This window comes from Ilumatobacter sp., assembly GCF_049588435.1.
GTDB lineage: Bacteria > Actinomycetota > Acidimicrobiia > Acidimicrobiales > Ilumatobacteraceae > Ilumatobacter_A.
This window is the reverse complement of the sequence record NZ_JBAVYV010000414.1, coordinates 1-2,405: the sequence shown is the minus strand read 5'-3', so window position 1 is coordinate 2,405 and position 2,405 is coordinate 1. Positions and strand designations below refer to the sequence as shown.

Sequence of the window (2,405 nt, the reverse complement as noted above, 5' to 3'; positions counted from 1 at the left end):
ACCAGAGCCTCCCCCGTTGTCGGTGTCTCCAGGGAGTGGTGTTGATTCCGGCTGGGCGAATGCGGGCGCCGTCGGTATCCAGGCCGCCAGGAGCGCGACCGCTACGAGGATCAGGCCTCTGCGCATCGGTTCGTCTCATCGCGGATTTCTTCACCCCGCGTGCCGGACTGCGATCTCCACTTGCCGTCGACGAACTCCATTCTGACGGTGAGCAGAATCGAAACTGGATCGTCTCTGCGAAGGGCATCGCCACCATCCGGTGCCGTGCCGACTTCAAAGATGCGGTCGCTGTTGAACTCACACACGGTGAGGCGAGCGAGCGTCGGGTCACCGTCCACGAACTCAGCCGGCTCCACGATCGTTGCGACGGAGGGGTTGCTGTCATTCTCCCGGGCTATGAATTGACCTTCGGTGGTCCGACGAAGGTTCTCGAGAGCCACATCGAGGTTCGCGCCGATGAAGTGATTCTCGAGGTGTTTGACGTTCTCAGGGTCGTCGGGGTTGCGGAGTACTTCCTTACCGACTTCGAAGGCTTCGAGGTAGGCGGCTTCGGCTTCATCGAGGATGGCCTGCTCGTCCACGGTGGTGGTCGGTGCGAGCGTGGTGGTGGTCGTTGTCGTGGTCTCCGCGGGTGTGCTCGCCGGGGCGGTCTCGGTGGTCATGGACGGGTCCGCGGTGACGGGCGCTGCCGATGTCGGAGCCGCTTCGTCGTCCGATCCGCCGGAGCACGCCGCCGCAAACAGAACACAGGACAACAACAGCGGGGCGGCGCGTGTCATGGGCCGATGGTAGGTGTTCGTCGCGAGGCGGTCGCGACGTCGACGGCTCTGTTGGCTGGTGAGCACATCTCGTCACGGGGTCGTCAGTTCCACAAACGGGAAGGCTCCCCGTGGTGGGTCGGGTGGAGTTGATCCGGGGCACGAGTGAAACGAGGGAGTGAAAGCCGGTGGGCATCGCAGCGCGCGGGCGCTAGCGTTCCCGTGTCCACTTTGCGCGAGTGGCGGAATGGCAGACGCGCCAGCTTCAGGTGCTGGTGTCCGAAAGGGCGTGGGGGTTCAAGTCCCCCCTCGCGCACGATGAACCCCTTGCAATTGCAGGGGGTTCTTTCGCGTTCAGGGTCTGGTGGCGGAGGCAAGCGCCGCGGCGACGGCGAGCATCACGAGCGACACGGCGAGGCCGACGGAGGTGACCGCGTGCGGAACCGTCTCGGTCGTGCCCAGGTTGCCGACGGCCACGCCGACGGGTGTGTCGCCGAACTCGGCGAGCGATGTCGCCCAGAGCCACGTCGCGATGCTGATCCCGCCCGCGACCAGGCCGAGGCCGTACGTGCGGACCGACAGGAACCCCACGATCCCGGTCAAGGCGATCAAACCCAGCGCCACCAGTCGGCCGGCGAAGAAGGCCCGTGGCAGGCCGACGAAACCGAGGTTCAGATCGAACGTCGACTCACCGAGCGGGATCAGTGGACCGGCCGCGAAGATCACCGCGCCGACGGCGCCGATCGCAGCGATCCACGGATTGAGTCCCGGGCGGCCGCCGGTTCCGGCCATTCGGAGGGTCGTGAGGAACACGAGCACACCGAGGACCCCGACCACGGCGATCAGGAACCACCCGAGGTCCCGGGTGATCTCCAGGTCGAACCCGTTGGTGTTCGCTCCGGCGCTCTGCGTGATGCCCTCGGCCGTGTGAATGGGAATCTCGATGAGGCCGATCGTCATCGCTGCCCACCCGGTCACCGCGAGTCCGGCCCCGCCGGCGAGTCCGGCTCCCCAGCGCAAGCCGAAACAGCTCAGGAACCCGCCGACCAGCATCACCCCGACCCCGATCAAACCGGCGATCGGAAGGTTGGAGCCGAAGTCCTCCAACATGCGGATCCCGACCTCGATCCCGCCGACGGGTCGGCTGGTCCGGATGTCGATCGTGTCCGCCGCGCCCGCCATCAACGACGCGCCGAGCGCGAGGATCGCCAGCAGGAACGAGGCGCGGAGGCGGAATCCGTGCGACTCCACCGTGTACTCGTGGACGTCATCGACGCCGTCGAACAACGGCGCACCCGTGGCCGGCAGCTGGTCGGTCACGGCGGGACCTGCGCCCGCGGCCCGACCGATCACCGACATCGTGGTCGTCGGTTCGTGGGCCACTCCCGATGCGGCGGGCATTTCGCCGGTGGATTCGTAAGCACCGGAGGTCGGCCACCCGACCGGTGTCGCCTCGACGATCTCGAGCACCTCGGTCTCGGCAGCCGATGGGCTGACCTGCGCCTCGACCTGGTCGGTCGGCTCACCGGCGGCGTCGTACAGAGCCACCCCGGTGTCGCCCGGCTCGCCGTCGGCAACGCCATCTTCGGCCACGCCATCGCCATCGCCACCGCCGCCATCGACATCGCTCGCGGCGCGGGACGGCCC

The 2,405-nt window shown here is 67.4% G+C and carries 1 protein-coding gene, 1 tRNA gene and 1 pseudogene; 1 reads left to right on the top strand and 2 read right to left on the bottom strand.

The window, feature by feature from the left end; translation table 11 throughout:
* Positions 1-110: 110 nt before the first annotated feature.
* Positions 111-662, bottom strand: coding sequence for a hypothetical protein (locus WBV89_RS15930; protein ID WP_423982330.1), 552 nt, complete (start codon positions 660-662; stop codon positions 111-113).
* Positions 663-991: 329 nt separating this feature from the next.
* Between WBV89_RS15930 and WBV89_RS15925 the strand changes: the two genes are divergently transcribed.
* Positions 992-1,074: transfer RNA gene (locus WBV89_RS15925), tRNA-Leu, on the top strand.
* A gap of 38 nt (positions 1,075-1,112) precedes the next feature.
* On the opposite strand, the pseudogene WBV89_RS15920 reads toward WBV89_RS15925, so the two are convergent.
* A pseudogene (locus WBV89_RS15920) lies at positions 1,113-2,405 on the bottom strand (hypothetical protein); the annotation flags it as partial.